Consider the following 20,397-nt stretch of genomic DNA (forward strand, 5'->3'; position numbering starts at 1 on the left):
GATGAACTGGGGAAATGAGCGCTGGCACCCCCGTGGTGTATTTAATTATTAAAAAGGTAAGAATTTTGGGCATCCAGACGGGCGACGAAGTACAATAAACGCGGTGCTTCGTCGCCTGGGCAGCTTGAGTAGATTGGAGTTGCCATGGATGTTCAAACTGTTATTGCGGTCTGTGCAGTATTTACTGTTGTTCTCGGAATCGTAAGATTGGGCTCTAAAAGGGATAAGTAACGACGAACAGCGTTTGGTAGGTACGTTAGGTTAAAGAAATAGGCCGGGTCGCCGTCGAAAGTTTCCCGGCCTTGCCATATACGCTGCCCGGATTGGCGGGGCACCGATGGTTGTATTTTAGCACGTCCGCTCCCTTATTTCATCTTTTGAGGTTGTCAACAATTTATGAAGAAACTGTGAATTTGCAGGTTTGGCGAAAAGTATTTTGCAAAACATGTGCGGAATATGTTCTACCTGCGGTTATCGCCTTGGGCGCCCTTGGTTCTCCTTGTGATGGGGGAGCGAGGGCGCTCTTCACTTTCCCTTCTCGCGTGCTACTATGCCGAGCATATCCCTCAGTGAGTGGGGTACGTGCATCGGGAAATGCACAAGAATTTTGGAGTAAAGGGACAAGGGAAATGAATAATCGTCGAGCTTTGCGGCTCGGCAGGGCTGCGTGCGCGGTAACGCTTACGCTTGCTCTGGCGACCGGTACTCTGCCTGCATTCGCAGGCGATGCTGCAACATCTGAAAACCTCCGGGGGGGGGGGGGGGCTTTCTGAGCCTATAGCCTCCGAAACCTCTGACGCTACAAGTGCGGAGGGTGCGGCCGAATCTCCGAATGCGAGCGATGTCTCGCAGTTCTCCCAACAGGTCCCACTCGACCAATCTTCTTCCAATGAAAACCAAACCGAAAACTCGCCTGTACAGGATGCGGGTTCTACTGGTGTGTCTAGCCAGGTAGCAGGTACGGTTCCGCTTCCTGAAGGCTCTGCTGATGCGGTAGCCTCAATTGTGGCTGATGGCCTTGTTTTCGAAATTGACACCACAGTCAACACCGCCAAGCTGGTTGGCTCGGCTGTGACGCCGCCCAAGGGCGACCTCTCTGTCCCACCATCGGTAACCAGCGGGTCAACCACCTACGAGGTAACTTCCATCGCGAAAGAAGCTTTCGCGAAGTGTGCGGAACTCACCTCGATCTCGCTTCCCGCAACGCTGCGCGAGGTAGACCCCGACGCAGTTGCTGGATGTACTTCCCTCAAATCCATCACTATCAGCGCCAAAAACGAGGCCTTCGCCTCGCATGACGGCATGCTGTTCTCAAAAGACTACTCGCGTCTCCTGCTCATTCCCGAGGGCAAGGAGGGCGCTGCCACCATCCCCGGCCAAACAACATACGTCCCCGCTCAGGCATTTTCCCGGTGTCTGAGCTCCTCACTAACTGCCGGGGATGGCAGCGCCGAATTCACTACGCTCAACGGGATGCTTTTCTCGAAAGACCTTAAAACCTTGGTTGTCTGCCCGCCCAAGGTAGGGAACGCCGTCGTGCTTCCCACTGAAACTGAGACTATTGGCGAGTACGCCCTCGCCGGCTGCAAAGACCTTACCTCAATCACCGCACTCGGGAACGTGCGTGAGATTGATCCCACTGCTTTTGCCGACGAAACCAAAGCCACTGCTGTAGTAGCCCTCCCAGCAGGGGAGAGCAAAGCTGTTTGGGAGCAAGCAGGCTTCCAACACTTCGCCGAACCAGCCGAGCCAGGCACAACTTCGCGTCCAGAAGTTAACGACTCTTCCGAGGCTGCCGCCAGCGGCTTCGTGTTTACGCTGCTTGATGACTACACGCTTTCGGTCACCTGGGAAGGTACCGAAGACCCCGCCGTCAACCTCGAAATCCCCGCATCCGCGAAGATCAACGACGTGTCCTACCGTGTGAGCACCATCGCCGCCAACGCCTTCGCGAATCGTGGCTCGCTAACCAGCGTGAAACTTCCTGAAAGCGTGACCTCCATTAGTGAAGCCGCCTTCGCAAGGTGCGCCAACCTCGCAACCATCCAACTCCCCGACACCCTGCGCGAGATAGGCGAGCGCGCTTTCGAAGCCACTGCCCTCGCCGAAGTCTGGCTCCCTGCGAGCATACAATCAATCGCCTCCCGTGCCTTCGCCTCCTGCGAGTCCCTGACCCGCATCGTGGCCCTCGGCACCCCCGAGGTAGTCGATGACGCCATAGCAGGCTGTGCCAACCTCTCCATCTACAGCCCCTACAACGCAGAAGGTACCTATCCCTGGAACCTCGGCCTCATCGCCAACAACAACCACCTTCTACCCTACGGCCTCACTCTCCCCGAAGAGCCCCTACATCTGGAGGTAGGCCAGTCCGCCAACCTCTTCGAAGGCGATCTCCACGAAACCCCCGAACCCTGCGAAGTCTCCTTCTCCTACGCCGCCAAACCCCTATCCGTAGCCCCTGACGGCACCGTAACCGCCAAAGCCCCCGGCACCTCCGAGGTCACCGTGACCCTCACTCTCAACAACCAAGAACTAACTCGTGCCACCCGTACGGTGGTAGTCAGCGCCTCATCTGAACCTGTAATCCCATCTGGGCCTGAAGCTTCTGAGAAACAGGAAAGCGTTAAAACCGAAGAGCTTCTAAATGCTCAAACGGAACATACCGTTCAAACGCCAGCAACAGAACCTTCGATAGCTCTCGCCAATGAACTTGACCCAACAACAATCTCTTTGGAGACAGGCGAACTCGTAAACGAAAGTGGCATGATCCAACGCGCAGCTATGCTTGCAACCGGTGAGAGCTTCGAGCAAGAGGTTGCCTCCGGACACACACTTAAATTCACCGTACTTTCCGAAGCGGAAGGGGAGATGAGCGGTGAGGTAGCGGTGTCTAAAAGCGCAAACGCCGCTCTTGATCCTCGCGGCTCTCTAATTGTTCCAGCTACCGTCGAAAACAATGGATCGAAATACCAGGTTACTGCTATTGCGGACAATGGATTCTCGACTTCATTCTATCTGAATTCTATCTCTTTTGCCGCAGGTAGCACCTTGTCATCATTGGGCATAGGCAGTTTTAATAACTGCCGTTCCTTGTCGCAAGTTGCTTTGCCGGATACCGTGAAAAGCATTGGAGCCTCTGCGTTTACCAACTGTACAAGTTTGACTGATATTGATGTATCATCGGCGGTTAGCATTGGAAAAGAATGCTTTTTGACCTGCACATCCTTGTCTTCTGTGGCTTTGGGTGCTCAGGTGACTTCTCTTGCTCCGTATATATTTTCGAACTGTAGATCACTCAGGACGGTATATGTATATGGAACGATAACCTCTTTCGAAGAGGGGGCATTTGACCTTTTGCCGACCCAGGATGTGAGCGTGTACGTTTCTAATGCCGATAGCGCTGCATCCTGGTCGGAGGCTGCGGGCGCAGCGGGCTATACCTTCAAAACGGTAGAAGTTTTGGGGGAGCGCTGCTCGGTCACGTTTGACTCCCAGGGAGGTATGCCTGCATCCTTTGTTCAAACAGTTGCAAAAGGCGTCCCGATAGCTGAACCGTCTTCGCCCATAAAGGAAGAATTTAGCCTTTCGGGTTGGTTCACTTCTGAGGGTATTCGATGGGACTTCTCCCAGCCGATCGAAAATAACATGACGCTTTACGGTCAATGGGTTGAAGAAGCCACTGACGGAACGTTTTTATATCGCATGCGCTCCGACGGCAAGAGTTTGTCGATAGCCGCGATTAACCCCTCATCGTTGACGGGGCACGTCGTTATCCCTTCCGAATACGAGCTTGGTGGTTTAGTCTTTCCGGTTGAGGAAGTGGCGCAATTTGCCTTGTATCGTTCTCAAGTAAGTTCTCTTGTAATCCCAAAATCTATTAAGGAAATAGGGAATCAGGCGGTTTCGGATTGCCCTCAGCTGACATCGGTAACATTTGAAGAGGGAAGTAGCTTGCGCATCATAAAGACTTCTGCCTTTTCAAAAAGCACTCTTACCGCTATCGATATCCCTGACACGGTGGAAACGCTTGAGGCGAGCGTCTTCCATGCTTGCCCGAAGCTTCAGTCGGTTAAGTTGCCATCTCGTCTTACTACCATCGAGCCATTCCTCTTTTGTTTTTGCCAAAACCTTTCCTCTGTCAATATCCCTCGCGGTATTACCAGTGTAGGAGGGCATGCGTTTCAGAATTGCCTTCTCTTAGAGTCGGTCGATCTTCCTGATGCCATCACCACAATCAGGGATTATGCGTTCACAGCGAATCAATCTTTGAAGTCCATTAACCTGTCTCAAGTAACGTCCATTGGCGCGTATGCTTTTAATGATTGTCGCTCGCTGGAGACAGTGAGTCTTCCTGCAACTCGCGTACTTGGAACAAAGGCCTTCCGACTATGCGCAAAGCTGACTTCTGTGGATATGCCCGTTGTCGAGCACATCGGTGCAGAAGCTTTCTCAACGTGCGGCGTGCTTGCTTCAATCAACTTTCCGTCTTCCTTGCAAGCTGTTGATGCGAGCGCGTTTACTGACAGCAACGCTATCGCGTTTATTCGCGCGAATAGTTCTTTGCCGAATGTAGGCATCGCGACGGCTTTTGATGATACTGTTAAAGCGAAAGCGGTAGTCATTCTGCCGAGGGTTTCCACCGATGGCAACGCAACGCCATATAATGAAATGAAAGCGGCATGGGAAAACTACGGCTTCCTCAAGATTTCTCCCATGGGCGGAGCCTTGCCCCTAGCAAGTGATGACCCCAATTCTCCCAACACCGACGAGAACAAAGCTGGATGGACGCTTTCCGACGACGGCACGCTCACTATCCATAGCACCGAAACTATTGCGAACCTTGGATGGGCCTACACTGACGGTTCGAGCGGAGTGTATGAGAAATACTGGGGCCCTGTACGAGCTGCCGTTACGCGCGTATCGATGGAAGCGGTGACTGGGGTAGAAGAGTCCATGGAATGCTGGTTTCAAGAAATGCCTAATTTGGTCGAAGCTGTCGGCGTGCGTGTGTTTCCTGGGGTTACAAGTGTCGCCGGTATGTTTCAACTTGATTCAAGTTTGGAAACGATTCCAGTTCTGAGTTTCCCTGATAGTGTAACCAGCGTGCGCGGCTGCTTCCAGCGTTGTTCGTCGCTGAAGGAAATCCCCGAAGGCTTTACCTTGCCAAAAAATGTTGAAGATTGCTCGTACATCTTCAATAGTTGCTCTAACTTAACTGATCTGCCCAGTGGCTTCAGTTTTCCGAATTCAATTGAGGCGATGGCTGGGTTTTTCGCTGAATGGGTGAAACTCGAAACGGTACCAACATCCTTCACCTTCCCTTCCCAGGTGAAGCGTATAGATTACCTGTTTCAAGGATGTAAAAGTTTAAGCTCGTTACCTGAAGGCTTCTCGCTGCCGTCGACGGCAATTAACGCCGATAGCGTATTCTATGGTTGCTCTTCTCTTGTCTCCTTGCCCGATTCGCTCAGCTTGGCAGGAGCCCCTGATCTGCAGAGTGCAAGAAACTTCCTTGGAAACTGTACAAGTCTGGTCTCCATTCCTGATGACTTTAAAATACCGGATCGTATCACTGATATTTCTTATCTTTTCTACAACTGCGTCTCTCTTGTCGCGCTCCCTGACGGTTTTGGGATTCCGGCTGAGGTAAACACCCATGGCATGTTTGCGCTCTACTGGACTCAGGGTGAGCAACTTCCCGGCAATGTGAGGGTTCCTTTGTATTATGCAGGATCGAACACAATCCTTGTAAATGAATATAATTGGGCTTCGTCTAATCGTACGCTGGTTACTCCGACGAACAGGCCCGATGGGGCAAGCGTGGTTACGCTCAACATAAAAGAAGCGAACGAAACTGGTGCTGGTTCATTCTGGACGGCCACATATACCGATGCCTCTAGCATGTTGGTAGAGCCTCCCTACGTGCCAACGCGCCCAGGTATGGTGTTCACCCTGTGGTACGCCGATCCTGAGTGCACGCAGCGGGTAGACTTCTCGCAGCCTTTCGGTGCTGATGTCACTATTTACGGCAAACTCGCACCCGGCACACACGAGGGCGAGTTGCCTTGTGAGGCCAGCACGGGTGCGGCTGCCTGGTCGATTTCCGATGATGGCACACTCTTTATTAGAGGAGCTGGAATCGTCGACAAGTCTGTCAGGTGGACGGAAGTGAATGACTCTATGTACTCTGAATATTGGGGTCCGTATCGCTCCCAGATAGAAAAGGTTTCTATGACCCCTGCTCTACGTGCACGTAATTTGTCTGGGTGGTTTGCATTTATGGACAAACTCACGAATGCTGTCGAGCTGCATATTCCGGAAGGTGTAACTGGAATGAGGCGTTCCTTCCAAGGATGTTCCTCTCTTGAGACGCTTCCTGAAGGATGGGCCCTTCCTGGAACCGTTGTTGATACCTCCTGCATGTTTGAACGTTGTGTAAACTTAACATCGCTACCCAGAAGTTTTGTTCTCAATAGGGGAGTACAAACGGTGCAATATATGTTCTGGCAGTGCTCATCGCTTGCCTCGCTGCCGGAGAACTTCGGTTTTCCCGAAAGCGTCACTGCGAGTGCCAGTGTTTTTGGTGGATGCCTATCCCTCTCCGTACTACCTGATGGGTTGACTCTCCCTACTGCGGTCTGGGGTGCTAATAACCCCTTCTACTGTGACATTGATCCTGGTGAGCCTCGTATCCCTACGTATTATGCGGGGAGCGATCCCGGCGTGCTTACGTTCGACTGGGAAAGCCAAAACCGTACGCTCATTACCGATGAGTCGGACATGGGTATCATGCAGCAAGGCGTCTTCAAGATGCAAATGGAACAGCCGGATGGCTCTTTTGCTTGGGAGACACGCTCTACGGCTTGGTCGAACAAGCAAGGCATCCTTGCTGACCCCGGTGCGCCAGTCCATCCAGATGGCTATGCGTTCACTGGTTGGTGCACGGACGAGGACTGCCTTACGCCCTTCGACTTCACGCAGCCCCTCACTGAGCGTACAACTCTCTATGGTAAGTGGGTGCTTGCTGGTGGCAAGAATGACCTTAACCGTGCAGGTGGTGAATTGCCGTGCGTAGATGCTGCGGGCCAAGCTGTTGCCTCAACGGCGTGGTGGCGCGTGACGGCTGACGGTGCGCTTTTTATCGAGGGTGAGGGCGAAGTGGCCAACCTGGCAATGACCTGGGACTCTAGTGCCGCAACGCAAACCTTTTGGGAGCCGGTGCGCGACCAGGTGAAATCCATCCGCATGGACAAGCGCATCAAAGCGCAAGACATGAGCGCGTGGTTCTGCCGCATGCCGCTGCTTGTTGACCTGTCGGGTTTCGCCATCCCCGAAGGCACGCGCACGGTCAAGGATATGTTCTACCGCTGTGCGAGCCTTGCTGAATTGCCCGCAGGTTTCAGGCTTCCTGATTCGCTGGAGAGCGCTCACAGCCTGTTTTTGAAGTGTGCCTCGCTGGCATCGGTACCCGCTTCCTTCACCTTACCTGACGTGGGCAATCTGAAAGAAGTGTCGAAACTGTTTGGTGATTGTGTGGCTCTGACGTCGCTGCCCGTAGGGTTCACCATTCCCACATCGGTGACCTTTGTGGACGAAACCTTCTTTGGCTGCACGTCGCTCGCGTCGTTGCCGGAGGGCTTCACTATTCCTGCTTCGGTGACCAAAATGCACAAGGTGTTCTGCAACTGCCCAACGTTGACGGTTCTGCCAGCAAGTTTCGACTTCCCGCAGACGGTAGCCGAGGAAGCCACCGAGCCTTTCTGGTGCGCTGAGCTCACACCTACCTACTTCGCCGGCGCGGCGGATAGCACCTCAAACGTGCTTTCCTATTCGAAGTGGGATATCCAAAACCGCAGCATTGCGACGAACGTACCCGATGGCCAGGTGCTCGTTGAGCTGATGTGCCCTGAAGCGGAAACGGGCACTTACGGCCTGTACGCTCAGCAACTCGCGGCGGCCGGTGCCACGCTAACTGCTCCTGACGCGCCCAACCTGGACGGCTTTGCGTTCGCCGGCTGGTACAACGAAGAAAGCTGTACAACAGCGTTTGACTTCTCGCAGCCGCTGACCGGCAATGTCAAACTGTATGCAAAATACGTCGGCCGCAGCGGCCTGCTTCCCACCACCGACGGCGGTGAGAATGCTTCCTGGAAACTCACCGATGACGGCACGCTGGTCATCTCATGCGAGCCAGGAGCTATCATCAAAGAACTGTGGGCGCCTGCGGATGAGTTCCGGGTTAACTACTGGGGCCCAATGCGCGACGAGGTAACCGCGGCAATAATGGAACCCAACGTCCAGGCGGAAAGTATGGCCAAGTGGTTCCAGGCTATGGTGAATCTCGAAGACGTTTCACGCGTTTACGTGCCCTCAGGGACGACAAGTCTGCGCAATACGTTTTCGAATTGCGCAAAAATTGTCAACTTGCCAGAGGACTTCACCATACCGTCTGGGGCGCAGATTGTGGACATGCATGATACGTTCATCAAATGCACGTCACTTACTAAGCTGCCCGATGGCCTACGTATTCCCGATTCGGTTCAATACACCGACGGCATGTTGTTTGGCTGCACCTCGCTCACGACACTTCCGGCTGGTTTCAATTTGCCAGCAAGCCTGATTAACGCAGAAAACATGTTCTGCCTTTCAGGTTTGACGACGCTTCCTGCAGGTTTTGAAATACCTCAGCATGCGCAAAACCTCGCGTATATGTTTGCAAACACTCCGCTGACATCGCTACCTGCCAGTTTCCGCATAACGGGTGATGTGACCAGCTGTTCCAGGATGTTTTCAGGATGTGAGTCACTGCGTTTTCTTCCGGAGGGTTTCTCTGTTCCGGTGAATGTGAGCAACGCTGGTGGGATGTTCCGCGGCTGTCGTTCGCTTGAGAGTTTGCCTGAGGGCTTTGCCATTGAGGGTGCAAACACAGACGTGGCACAAATGTTCATGAACTGCCCGAAGCTTTGCTCACTTCCTGCTAGTTTTAAGTTGCTTGCCTTGAAGAACGGGGAAGCGGCAGGCTTAGAGACGATGTTTGGCATGGCTACAGACTTTCCGGGCTTCAGCTCTGAGACGCTGACTACCTGGTATGCGGGCGCAACAGAAGATGTGCTTGGTGCCGATTATTGGCTTACTACCTACAATCGTACATTAGTTACGGCGAACGACCCGCTGCCTGCAAATACCTACAAGGTTACATTTAAGTTGGCGGATTCGGTCGGTGCGGTACCGGTCGAGTGGATGAAGGTTTTGGTCACGACAGGAGAAGATGGAAGCGCGCATGTGGTTGATCCCGGTGTGCCTCAGCGTTTCGGTTATATCTTCTCTGGATGGAAAACAGCCGACGGGACTGCCTTCGACTTCTCTTCTGCCATCACGCAGGATATGGAACTTATTGGCGAGTATGTCTTGAGTGTCGACATCGATGTGCCGCTTGCGGCGAAGGTGGAGGTTGACTCGTCGGGGAATGTGACGCCGGCGGTTTTCAAGATGCGGTCGAATACGCCGGTGGCGTTGTCGATTGCGTCGGTGTCGTCCGAGGCGGCTTCGGGTGCGGAGAAGCTGTTCCCAAATGCTGCCGAGCGCGCGGGGGTGCAGGTGCGCGTCAAGGTGGGTCAGGATGAAGCTTTGCTTGCCTTTGACGAGTCGAAGGGTCCGCTGAGCAACCTTCCTGCAGCCACGGTTTCGTCGCCAACTCTAGTGGACGCCGAAATAGGCCTCAATCGCAACGGCGCCCAACTCGACTTCCAGCCAGGCGAAGATATCACCTCGTTCGCAAAGCTGATTTGGACGATTGTTCCTGAGTTGTAAATTCTTCCCCGATCTATGCGAGTCGGGGGAGGCAATGGGGTATGCCGGGCGGGGTTTGGCGAAAACCATCCCGCTCGGCACTTTCTTCCCCATGCAATCCGCAACCTTCCTCCCCTCAGTCATTCGCACCCCAGGATCCTCCTTCCTGGGGTGCTTCGGTATATTCGATACCACTCTATAAATAGGTAAGGCGCGCGCCCGCTAAGGTGGCCGCGAAGCCCCCCGAAGTTGACGAAACGCGGCATCGTTTGCAGTTCCTTTGGAGTATGGTGGCGCATTTGACGGGTGTGATAGAATAATCGGCTGGAATTGCTGTATCTGGAAGGGACCGGTATATGTCTGGGCATTCAAAGTGGGCTACAACGAAACATCGCAAGGCGGCGCAGGACGCGAAGCGCTCGGCCTTGTTCTCCAAGCTGTCGCGCAACATCACGGTGGCGGCGAAAGAAGGCGGCGACCCGAACCCCGACAACAATGCGTCGCTCGCGGCCGCCATCGAAAAGGCCAAGGGCTACTCCCTGCCGAAGGATAAGATCAAAGTTGCCATTGACAAGGCGTTTGGCACTGGCAAAGACGCCGCGAACTACGAAACGGTGGTCTACGAGGGCTACGGCCCGGCCGGCGTCGCCGTGTACTGCGAGGCGCTGACCGACAACCGCAACCGCACGGCTGCCGACGTCCGCAGCGCGTTCTCGCACGCGGGCGGCAACCTGGGCACGTCGGGCTCCGTGGCGTTCATGTTCGAGCGCAAGGGCCAGATCATGGTGTCGAAAGAGGTGGAAACGGGCGACAAGAAGAACCCCGTGAAGCCAAACGGCGCCGCTGCCGACGAGGAAGAGTTCATGTTGGCCGTGGCCGAGGCCGGCGGCGACGACTACGAGGACGCCGAGGACGAGTGGATTGTCTACACGGCGGCCACCGACCTCATGGCCGTGAAGAACGCGCTGGAAGAGGCCGGCATCGAGACGAAGGGTGCCGAGCTGACCATGATTCCCTCCACGCCCGCCCAGGTGAGCGTGTCGGACGCGAAGAAGGTCATGCGCCTGATCGACCGTCTGGAAGAGCTCGAAGACTTGCAGAACGTGTACCACACCATGGACATCACGGACGAAATCGCCGAAGCGCTGGACGAATAACGCGCCTGCGAGAGTGTGAGTGGAAGCCGCCGGAAGCCGAGAAGGCCCGGCGGCTTTTTTTGTTGGGGGGTCCGCTCAGGCAAGCGGATTCGTTTCCTTCGTTGCATTTCTGAGGTTTCGGGTTTCCTTCCGTGGGTTCTGTGCTAGAATAAGTGCGAACAAACGTTTGCACTTGGTGAAGGGATAGCATGGCGCGTACGGAACGGATCATACTTGGCATTGACCCGGGGTTGGCGAACACGGGGTGGGGCGTGGTGGCGCAGCGCGGCTCGCGGCTGTCGTGCGTTGCGTATGGCTGTGTGTCCACGTCAAAGGATCGTCCGCTCGCGCAGCGCCTGCGCAAAATCCACGAGCAGATGGCCGCCGTTATTGCGCGGTTTGAGCCCACGTGTGTGGGTATTGAAACCGTGTGGTTCGGCGCGAACGTGCAGAGCGCCTTTGCCACGGGGCAGGCGCGCGGCGCGGCGCTGGTTGCGTGCGCCGAGCATGATTTGCAGGTGGAAGAATTCTCACCCAGCCAGATTAAGTTGGCGGTGGTGGGCACGGGCTCGGCCGAAAAGGACCAGGTGCAGTATATGGTGCGCCAACTCTTGGCGCTTGAAGACGTGCCGCGGCCCGATCACGCGGCCGACGCGTTGGCGGCTGCCGTCTGCTTCACCACGCACGAGGGGCTGGCTGATGCACGAGTGCGTGCCGAGGCGCTTGAGCGTGCGGCGCGGCAACCGTCCGGCCGGTGTGGAGCGGTGGGCGTTGACGCGCGAGTTGCCGCAGCGAAGGGAGTACGTTCATGATTGCGTTTCTGAAAGGCACGCTGGTTGGCAAGACGGCGTCAACGGCGTTTATCGAGGTGGGCGGCATTGGCTATGCGGTAGGTATGTCACAGTCGGGGCTCTCGAAGCTGCCCGCTGCCGGCGCGCCGGTGGAAGTGCACACCTACTTACAGGTGCGCGAGGACGCGCTGGCGCTCTACGGGTTTTTGTCGCTGGAGGAAAAAGCGCTGTTCGAGCGCCTTATTGCTGTGGGAGGCGTGGGGCCGAAGGTGGCGTTGGCGGCGCTCTCGGCGTTCTCCCCGCAGGCGCTTGCTTCGGCTATTGCTGCACAGGACGTGGCAGCGGTACAGCGCATTCCCGGGGTGGGCAAGAAGACGGCCTCGCGCATTATTTTGGAGTTGAAGGGGTCGCTCGATCAAGGGTTGGAAGGGCTCTTCGACGAGGGTGCGCCGGCTGCGGTCACCGATGCCGGTGTGCAGGGTGCCGTGGAGGCGCTGCTGTCCATGGGTTTCACCTCGGCGGAAGCCGATATTGCGTTGAAGGGCGCGCCTGCGGGAGCCGACGAAGGCGTACTGATACAATACGCCTTGAAACGACTGGGATCGTAAGCACGAGGCGAACTGGGATAGGACCGTATGACGCGCGAAGATGTTGAAATAGAGGGATTGGGCTATGTGGCCGACGACGAGCCAGCTGAGGCGCGCTCGCGTGCGGTGACGCCTGAGCTGACCGAGGATGATCTCGCGCTCGACCGCAGCCTGCGCCCGAAGCGCCTCGGCGACTACCTGGGACAAACGAAAATCAAGGAGTCGCTCGCCATCCTCATTGAGGCAGCGCGGGCGCGCGGCGATGTAGTCGACCACATTTTGTTCTCGGGCCCGCCGGGTTTGGGTAAGACCACCCTTGCCACCGTGGTGGCCAACGAGTTGGGCGCGAATATTCGCACCACCAGTGGCCCTGCCATTGAGCGCACGGGAGATTTGGCCGCCATCCTCACGAACCTTGAGGAAGGCGACGTGCTGTTCATCGACGAGATTCACCGCTTGAATCGCATGGTGGAAGAGGTGCTGTATCCGGCGCTGGAGGATTTCGCGCTGGATATTGTGGTGGGCAAGGGTCCTGCCGCGCGCTCCATTCGGTTGGACTTGCCGCGCTTCACGCTGGTGGGCGCCACCACGCGCACGGGCCTTCTCACGGGGCCGCTGCGCGACCGCTTTGGTATCTGCTTCCGCTTGCAGTACTACGCGCCCGAGGAGTTGGCTTCCATCGTGCGCCGCTCAGCCGCCATCTTGGGCGTGGATATTGTCGAAGAGGGCGCACTGGAAATTGCTCGTCGTAGCAGAGGTACCCCACGTCTGGCGAACCGCCTGCTCAAGCGCGTACGCGACTGGGCGCAGGTGCGCGGCGACGGTGTGATTGATGAAGATGTGGCCGCACAGGCGCTCAGCTTCTTCGAGGTGGATTCCTTGGGGTTGGACGCCGTGGATAATCGCATTTTGGAGTTGCTAGCGGTGCAGTTCGGTGGACGTCCCGTGGGCCTGACCACCTTGGCCTCGGCGCTGTCGGAAGACCCTGATTCGCTTGAGGATGTGTACGAGCCCTACCTCATGCAGCAAGGCCTTATGGTGCGCACGCCCAAAGGCCGCGTCGCCACCGCCCGCGCCTACGAGCATCTGGGCATTCCAGCACCAACGGCGTAGCGGGAGGTGGGAGCCAGGCCGCTGCTTGTCGTTCGCTGATATGACGAGGTAACGTATAAGGAGATTACATGCTGACGCAAGATTATCTGATGCGTATTCTTTTGCAGTTCGCGGAAATCGTGCGCCGCAGTTGGACGAAGGCGCGCAAGGAGCACGACCCGAAGGCGGCGGCCGACATGCTGGAAGACGCAGTAGGGGAGGCTACTGACATCGACGGCGGCGTGCTGTTGTCTCTGTCGCCGGAGTCCATTGCCAGTGTCATGCAGGTGTCGGGCGTCGATCCTCAAATCAGCGGCTACATTGCCCGCAGCTTGCTTCTGGCCTCGGCGTATCTGAATGAAGCAGGCGAGCATGCGCTGGCGGCCGTGCGCGCCGACCAGGCTCGTGCCATCGCTGACGCCTACGGCCTTGACCTTCCCACTACTGCTGAGGAAATGGAAAGCCTGCTGGCTGACGACGCTGATGTTGAGGTGGAAGAGGCTGAGCCCATCCTCGCGCTGCTTGGCTTCGAAGAGGGCCCGGCTGCTGCCCCAAGCCCCTTGGTAGCCGAAGCCCCCGAGGATTCGCGCGCCTGATTTAGATTGACGAAATCTGAGGCATTTCGGTAAACGAACCTCAGATAAAGGTTGATAAACGGCCGAAAAGAGGCAAGGCGATACGCGGTTTGCGCCCGCTCCGCACGCGCGGCCGCCCTTCTCTGGTCACGCACGGTACGCTATCATGGAGGCATCATTTTGCACGGAAGGGAATCCACGGGAGGGGAACCCGCGTGTCGGTCAACAAGGCGAAAATGCTGCTGCAGTCGTTGCGGTGGTACCATCTGGGCTTCGCATTCGTGTGGGCTGTCACGTTCGCGGGCTTGTCTCCAGCGGGCGGCGGCCCGTTCGAGGGGCAGCGCCTCTTTAGCCTGAGCGACCAGGCGTGCGCTATCGCCGCCATCGGTTTCGCCGTGCTCTACGAGCGTCGACGCATACCCTTTCCGCCTCGCTTCTCGGCGTTGGTTGGTGTGCTGCTGGCGGCAGGAGCGGCAACCTATTACCTTGCATCATCGGGCTATGTGCCTGCGCAATCGGGCGCGCTGGTTGCAGGCGTGCTGGTGGGCCTCGGCTTGGGTGCTTCCTACGTATTGTGGCAGCAGTTCTTCGCGTCCGAGGGTGCCTCGCGCACGGCTATCTATATACCGCTCTCGGCACTGCTCTCGGTCGCGCTGAGCGCGCTTGTCTCCGTTTTGCCTGATGCAGCGCGCGTCGCATGCTCGGTGGTCGTGCTGCCTCTGGCCGCAGCTTTATCGTTGCGCCTCTGCTTGCGTGAGATTGTGCCCGCCGACCCGACACCTCACATGACGGCCGCCTCCGCCCGCGCCACGGTGCGCGCGCTCTGGAAGCCGGTGTTCTGCACGTGCGCCATCGGCTTTGTGTGGAAGCTCGTGTCGCATCTGTTTGACGTGCCGGGCGGCGCTTCGTCTACGCCCATCTTGGCGGGCATGGCGCTGGCGGTGGCGGTCGTGGCGCTTATTGAGCTGTTCTCGGAGACGGGCTTTGCGGTATTGCGCGTTTACCAGGTGCTGTTTCCGCTTATCACGGGCGCGTTCCTCCTTCCGACGCTTCTGGGCTTGCAGTTCGCGCCACTGGTGGCGGGCATGCTACTCTTCGGCTTCGAAATAGTGAACCTCCTGCTCATTGTGACGTGCGCGGTGTATTCAAGCGAGCGCTTGCAACCCTCCACCCAGGTGTACGCCCTCTGCGTGGCTCCCACGCTGGTGGCCATGCTTGCGGGCGACGTGGTGGGCACGGGACTCAGCCCGCTTGCCACCTATGACTTCGCCCTGGCCGTGAACATCCTGTTCGTGTGCGTATATGCGCTCTCGCTTGCGCTGTTTGTGGTGGCGTTTACGCGCAAAAACAAGCGCGACCGTAGCGGCACCACCGAAGAGCCTGCGCTTGACGTTGCCGTGGTAGGTGCCGCAGCACCGCTCGGCGGTGCACCCGCGCTGGCAGCAAGCGAAGGCGACGCCGCGCCCATCACGCTCGCCTCTGCAGCCACCCAAGCCACAACCGCAGAACTCTCCGCCACGTCACCCGCCGCCGAAGAGCCCGCCCCCGACGGCATCGCCGCCCTTATCGAGCGCCGCCTCGACGCGCTCGAATTGGCCGAGCCCTTCAGCCAAGCGTGAGCGTGAAGTGGTGGGTCTGGTACTCCGTGGCAACAACGTTCCCGCCATCGCGCGCAAGCTCTACATTTCCGAAAACACGGCGCGTGACCACATGAAAAGCATCTACCGCAAGGCGGATGTCCACTCGCGCCAAGAGCTTATCGACCTGTTCGACTAACCCCCGCAAAGCGGGTGGCCCTCCCAAAAGCACGCCTTCTACCAGCCCAAACGCCAAAACAACATGAATTGGGGGATAGGTTTACGCACCCTTGCGGGCGTATGCTAGCCACGTGCGAGGCGGCACGCCCGCTCTTGCGCACATCACAGCAAGCAACAAGGAGGGAAACAACATGAGCGAATCAAGCAAAGGCATCTCTCGCCGTAACCTGCTCAAGGGAGCGGCGCTCAGCGCTGCGAGCGTGGCGGCGCTGGGGCTGGTGGGCTGCGGCCCGAAGGAGGCTGGCTCGGCCGACGCCGCCAAGGACGGTAGCGCCACCACCGCCGACGGCAAGCACACCTGGGAAGTGAAGCCGGAGCCCATCGCGGCCGACAAGATCAAGGAAACGGTGGACACCGAGGTGCTCATCATCGGCGGCGGCTACGCAGGCACGTGCTGCGCCCTTTCCGCGGCCGAAAACGGCGCGAAGGTCATCCTCGTGGAGAAGGATGCCGTGCTGAACGGTCACGGCGTGGGCGGCACGGGCGCTATCGCCTCGCGCGAGTTGGACAAGCTGAACATCAGCTTCGACAAGGCTATCGAAATGGAGCGCTGGGTGTCCACGTGCGGCAACCGCTGCCGCGAGTCGCTGGTGGCGAAGTGGTTCCGCGAGTCCGAGCGCTGCATGAACTGGTTCCTTGACCTGGCCGAAAAGAACGGCGCGAAGTGCATGGTCACGGTGGGCTCGCGCTCCACGGTGCACCCGGAAATCGACTGCTACCACATGATTTCCGGCGGCGAAATCTTCGAGCAGCACACCATGGCCGACTTCGTGGAGTACCTCTTCGAAAGCGAGGCCAAGAAAAATGGCGCCGAGTTCGTGTATGAGATGCCGGCTGTGCAGCTCATTCAGGACGACTCCGGCAAGGTGACGGGCGCCATCTGCGAAAACAAGGACGGCGACTACGTGCAGTACAACGCCAGCACGGGCGTGGTGCTGGCCACCGGCGACGTCAGCTACAACGACGAGTACCTGGACGAGTTCGCCCCCATCGCCAAGAAGGTTATGACGCGCCTGTGCTCTGACCAGGGCAATGTCGGCGACGGCCACAACATGGCGGCCTGGGCAGGCGGCGCGTTCCAGGATGGCCCGTGGCCCACGATGATGCACCCGCAGGCGGCCGCCACGTTCCACGGCCCCTTCATGTTCGTGAACCCCGACGGCAAGCGCTTCATGAACGAAGCCACGTGGGTGCAGGGCAAATGCGTCGGCGTCATGGTGAACGGCGGCTCCGACCACGCCTGGTCCATCTTCGACGCGAACTGGCAGCGCGACCTCAAGGACAGCCTCCAGTACGGCGGCGGCATGTTCTGGGATAGCTTCCGCCCCTATGGCACGGATTACCAGGTGGCCGTCGACTCGCACGCCAAGGGTGTCGAAAGCGGCCTCGAAAAAGTGCCGGACTTCTACAAGCGCGCCGACACGCTGGAAGAGTTGGCCGAGATGCTGGATGTGGACAAGGCCGAGTTCCTGAAGAGCGTCGAGCGCTACAACAAGCTGTGTGAGCAGGGCGAAGACATCGACTTTTACAAGGAAAGCCATTTCCTCTATCCCATCAAGGAAGGCCCCTTCACGGCATGCATGGTGGCGCCGGGTCTGCTGGGCGTGTGCGGCGGCATCCACATCTCCGACAACTTCGAAGTGCTGAACAGCGAAGATATGCCGGTACCGGGCCTCTACGCCATCGGCAACTGCGCGGGCGACATCTACGCGTACGACTATCCCATCAACGTCCAGGGCAACAGCCACGGCCGCTGCCTCATGGAGGGTAAGTGCCTGGGCGAGCAGCTGGCGGGCGTCTACCAGGAGATGTAGTAGAAGTGGAAACCGTCGACGAAGAGGCGGCGTTCGCCCGGCTGCAAGAACTCTACGACCAGCTGCCCGAACGCCAGCGCCAAGGCGAGCAGTTAGCGCAGGCGGTGGCGGCTGCGGAAGTGGTACGCTGCGAAGCTGAGTTGCACACCGCCCGCACGCTGCTTGAGGAAGCCGAGGCGCACGAACGCGCGGCCCGCGCGGCGTTGGACGAGGCGCTGGCCTCGGGCGACGATGCCCTCGTCGATGCGCGGCGACGTGCCCATTTGCATGCGGGCTCGCTTCTGGGGTTCCGCATTGGGCCGGCGAAAAATGCCGAGACCGCCCTTGCACGGGCGCTGGAGGAAGGCGGCTTCGCCACCGCTGAGGCGGCTCGCGGGGCCCTCATGGATGAGGACGCCCGCGCCGCCCTCCAGGCCGAGGTCGAGGCGTACCGCGCGGCGTACGCCGCGGCGCTGGAAGTGTGCGAGCGCTTAGGCGCCGCCGACGAGTAGGGTAGAGCCGCGACAGCGTGTTCTTGGCACCACGGGGCCGGGCGTTTGCTAGCGCCCGGCCCCGCTGGTTGTTTCCCAGGGGGAACTTCTGCGTATCGCGGCTGATCAAGTAAGGTATTGTTGTTCACGTACCCCGCAGATTTGTTTTACGAAAAGGTAAATTATAGAGGAATGCGAGATTTCCGCGCCTTTTCACTGTTCGGATAGCGTATAGTGAACGCGTGCCCTCGAGGTGAGGGCGAGTGCTGCCGGTGTGTAGCACACAGTGTTGCCTCCCTGAAGGGTCAGGGAGAGGAAAGAGGATTTAAAATGGCAGAAGGTACTGTGAAGTGGTTCAACCCCGAAAAAGGCTACGGGTTCATCTCCCAGAATGATGGCGAAGATCTCTTCGTCCATTTCTCTGAGATCAAGATGGACGGGTTCAAGACCCTTGACGAAGGTACTGCGGTGCAGTTCGACGTCACGACCGGCCAGAATGGCAAGCTCCAGGCAAGCAATGTGACGAAACTGTAAGCGCAGATTCAATAAAACATGCTGAAATGGCCCCGCAGTGCGGGGCCATTTTTTTTGCGCGTGGGGTGGAAGGTGGGGAAGGGGTTGGTGCGCAAGGGGTGTGCGGCGCGTGCGGCGTGTGGCCTGGGGCGTTCGCCTCTAGTGAATGAACATGGCGTCGCCGAACGAGAGCATGCGGTAGCGCTCGCTGATGGCGTGCGCGTAGGCGGCCATGATGTGCTCGCGGGAGGAAAACGCGCTCACCAGCATCATGAGCGTGGAGCGAGGCACGTGGAAGTTCGTGACCAGGGCGTCCACCACGTGAAACTCGCTGCCAGGCAGCAGGTAGAGTGAGGTTGTTTCGCGGTCGCGCGGCGTGACCGTGCCCGCTTCTGCATCCCACGCGCTTTCCAGGCTGCGCACGCTCGTGGTGCCCACGGCCACCACGCGACCGCCGCGGGCGCGCGTCTCGGCGATGGCGTCCACGGTGTGCTGGGGCACGCTGTAGTATTCCGTGTGGATGACGTGCTTCGTGGGGTCGTCCTCGTCCACGATGCGGAAGGTGTCCAGGCCCACTTCCAACTCAACGGTTTCCCAGCCCACGCCTTGCTCACGCAGTCGATCTATGAGTTCCGGCGTGAAGTGGAGGCCGGCCGTTGGGGCGGCCGCCGAGCTTTCGCGGCGCGAGTAGACGGTCTGGTAGAGTTCCTCGTCGCCGGCGTAGTCCTTGATGTAGGGCGGCAGCGGGGTGTGTCCCACTGCGTGCAGTGCCTCGTCGAGCGAAGCGAGGGTGGTGGAAAGCCGCGCGAGGCGTTCACCTTTCTGCGCGTCTTCGACCCAGTTCACAATTTCGGCGGAAAGTGCCACTTCACCTGCGGCATCGGTGAAGTCAACCACCGCGCCCGTGCCGGGCTTCAAGCGCTTGCCGGGGCGCACGAGCACTTCCCAGAGCGCGCTCTTGTTCTCAAGCGGAGTGCCGTGCTGGCGCAGCAAGAATACCTCGGCCGCGCCGCCGGTGCCGCGCTTCGTGCCGAGCAAGCGCGCTGGCATGACGCGCGTCTCATTCGCCACCAGCAGGTCACCAGGCTGCAGGTACTCCGCAATGTCGCGAAAGATGCGGTCCTCAAGTGCCCCCGTGTGCCGATCCATCACCAACATCCGACACCCATCCCGCACCGGCGCCGGCTCCTGCGCAATAAGCTCAGGAGGAAGGTCATAGTCGAAGTCACTCGTCAGCATGGGAAGTCCTTTGAGAACGGGGCGTACTATCCAAGCAGCCTATTATAGGCATTCCCCCGAAGTCGCGCCAGAACACACGCGCTCCGACAAAACCAGCCGCCGCTTCACAAAAGTGTGACGCGCTTCGCGCTATCTAATACGCCACAAGATGACACCCTCCCTATCGCAATGACGCGGGCTCTTTTCGGTGCAACAAAAATCTAACTAGAAAGGTAATATTCGTAGGGGCGATTCACGAATCGCCCTCTCCGCCGAAGGCGGAGAATATAACTACGACCTGCGTTTCGCGCTTGCGCGCACTGAGGCTGTAACAGAGGATCCCGTCCCGCTTCACAAAGTGTGACGCGCTTCGCGCTGCTGATTACGCCATGAGGTGATTGCCCTCCCTATCGCCATGACGAGGACATGTTCTTCTTTGGTTAACCATACTTATTTGGCTATCCCCGTAGGGGTGCTCTCCAGAGCACCCGCTCCGCCGCTAGGCGGAGAACATAAGCATGACCTGCGTTTTCGCGCTTCGCGCGAACGGCGCATCCCTAAGGGACTAGGCGCTTCGCGCCGTCGCTGCTTACGC

General features: G+C 58.2%; 12 protein-coding genes. 11 read left to right on the plus strand and 1 reads right to left on the minus strand.

What is annotated here, in order from left to right:
- The first annotated feature begins 687 nt into the window (after window positions 1–687).
- The 11 genes from QNJ86_RS07625 (at window position 688) to QNJ86_RS07675 (ending at window position 18,605) form a co-directional block, all read left to right on the plus strand.
- Window positions 688–9,810, plus strand: coding sequence for a leucine-rich repeat protein (locus QNJ86_RS07625; RefSeq protein ID WP_283832008.1), 9,123 nt, complete (start codon window positions 688–690; stop codon window positions 9,808–9,810).
- 335 nt (window positions 9,811–10,145) lie between these two features.
- Window positions 10,146–10,946, plus strand: coding sequence for a YebC/PmpR family DNA-binding transcriptional regulator (locus QNJ86_RS07630; protein ID WP_283832009.1), 801 nt, complete (start codon window positions 10,146–10,148; stop codon window positions 10,944–10,946).
- Between the two features lie 188 nt (window positions 10,947–11,134).
- On the plus strand, window positions 11,135–11,737 hold the full coding sequence (gene ruvC / locus QNJ86_RS07635; RefSeq protein WP_283832010.1) for a crossover junction endodeoxyribonuclease RuvC: 603 nt from the start codon (window positions 11,135–11,137) through the stop codon (window positions 11,735–11,737).
- Complete coding sequence (gene ruvA, locus QNJ86_RS07640; RefSeq protein ID WP_283832011.1) at window positions 11,734–12,324, plus strand: Holliday junction branch migration protein RuvA; 591 nt, start codon at window positions 11,734–11,736, stop codon at window positions 12,322–12,324. The genes ruvC and ruvA overlap by 4 nt, the downstream gene beginning before the upstream one ends.
- 27 nt (window positions 12,325–12,351) lie before the next feature.
- Window positions 12,352–13,416 (plus strand): Holliday junction branch migration DNA helicase RuvB, encoded by a 1,065-nt coding sequence (ruvB, locus tag QNJ86_RS07645; protein WP_283832012.1) that lies wholly within the window; start codon window positions 12,352–12,354, stop codon window positions 13,414–13,416.
- 68 nt (window positions 13,417–13,484) lie between these two features.
- Window positions 13,485–13,991: a hypothetical protein gene (locus QNJ86_RS07650; protein WP_283832013.1), complete on the plus strand. Its 507-nt coding sequence runs from the start codon at window positions 13,485–13,487 to the stop codon at window positions 13,989–13,991.
- 194 nt (window positions 13,992–14,185) lie between these two features.
- Window positions 14,186–15,589: a hypothetical protein gene (locus QNJ86_RS07655; protein WP_283832014.1), complete on the plus strand. Its 1,404-nt coding sequence runs from the start codon at window positions 14,186–14,188 to the stop codon at window positions 15,587–15,589.
- Window positions 15,590–15,599: 10 nt separating this feature from the next.
- Window positions 15,600–15,746, plus strand: a complete 147-nt coding sequence (locus QNJ86_RS07660; protein ID WP_283832015.1) for a helix-turn-helix transcriptional regulator — start codon at window positions 15,600–15,602, stop codon at window positions 15,744–15,746.
- 172 nt (window positions 15,747–15,918) lie between these two features.
- A complete protein-coding gene (locus tag QNJ86_RS07665; protein WP_283832016.1) occupies window positions 15,919–17,601 on the plus strand; it encodes an FAD-dependent oxidoreductase in 1,683 nt (560 codons plus the stop codon).
- Window positions 17,559–18,092: a hypothetical protein gene (locus QNJ86_RS07670; RefSeq protein WP_283832017.1), complete on the plus strand. Its 534-nt coding sequence runs from the start codon at window positions 17,559–17,561 to the stop codon at window positions 18,090–18,092. Before QNJ86_RS07665 ends, QNJ86_RS07670 begins: the two co-directional genes overlap by 43 nt.
- 309 nt (window positions 18,093–18,401) lie before the next feature.
- On the plus strand, window positions 18,402–18,605 hold the full coding sequence (locus tag QNJ86_RS07675) for a cold-shock protein (RefSeq protein ID WP_283832018.1): 204 nt from the start codon (window positions 18,402–18,404) through the stop codon (window positions 18,603–18,605).
- A 138-nt stretch (window positions 18,606–18,743) separates the two neighbouring features.
- Here the strand turns inward: QNJ86_RS07675 and queA are convergent, their stop codons facing one another.
- Window positions 18,744–19,823, minus strand: coding sequence for a tRNA preQ1(34) S-adenosylmethionine ribosyltransferase-isomerase QueA (queA, locus tag QNJ86_RS07680; protein ID WP_283832019.1), 1,080 nt, complete (start codon window positions 19,821–19,823; stop codon window positions 18,744–18,746).
- Between the last annotated feature and the right edge of the window lie 574 nt (window positions 19,824–20,397).

Source organism: Gordonibacter faecis (genome assembly GCF_030077735.1).
In the GTDB taxonomy this organism is placed as follows: domain Bacteria; phylum Actinomycetota; class Coriobacteriia; order Coriobacteriales; family Eggerthellaceae; genus Gordonibacter; species Gordonibacter faecis.